Source organism: Myxococcus llanfairpwllgwyngyllgogerychwyrndrobwllllantysiliogogogochensis (genome assembly GCF_006636215.1).
Taxonomy (GTDB): domain Bacteria; phylum Myxococcota; class Myxococcia; order Myxococcales; family Myxococcaceae; genus Myxococcus; species Myxococcus llanfairpwllgwyngyllgogerychwyrndrobwllllantysiliogogogochensis.
The window spans coordinates 1-387 of record NZ_VIFM01001011.1; the positions used below are offsets into that span (position 1 = coordinate 1).

A 387-nucleotide genomic window follows, 5' to 3' on the forward strand; every position below is an offset into this window, starting at 1 on the left:
GGCGGATGCCGCTCATGCCGATGGGCTCGCGCACGTCCTGCCCGTCGATCACGAATTCCTGCGGCTCCACCAGCAGCAGCCGCTGGTCGGACGAGATGTTGATGGCCTTGGCCGTCTCGACCACGCGCGCCACGTCGGCGGGGGTGACCTCCTTGTCCTTGACGGCCACCATGCCGCTCGAATTGAGGCCGCGGATGTGGCTGCCCGTGATGCCGGTGTAGACGCGCTGGATCTTGCAGTCGGCCATCAGCTCGGCCTCCTTCAGCGCCTGCTGGATGCTCTGCACCGTGGCGTCGATGTTGACCACCACGCCGCGCTTGAGGCCGTTGCTCGGCGCCACGCCCAGGCCGGCCAGCTTCAGGTCTCCGCCCGGGAGCACCTCTGCCA

General features: G+C 68.5%; 1 pseudogene. It reads right to left on the reverse strand.

The features are described from left to right. Nucleotides 1-387: pseudogene (locus FJV41_RS57710) on the reverse strand (cell division protein FtsA); the annotation flags it as partial.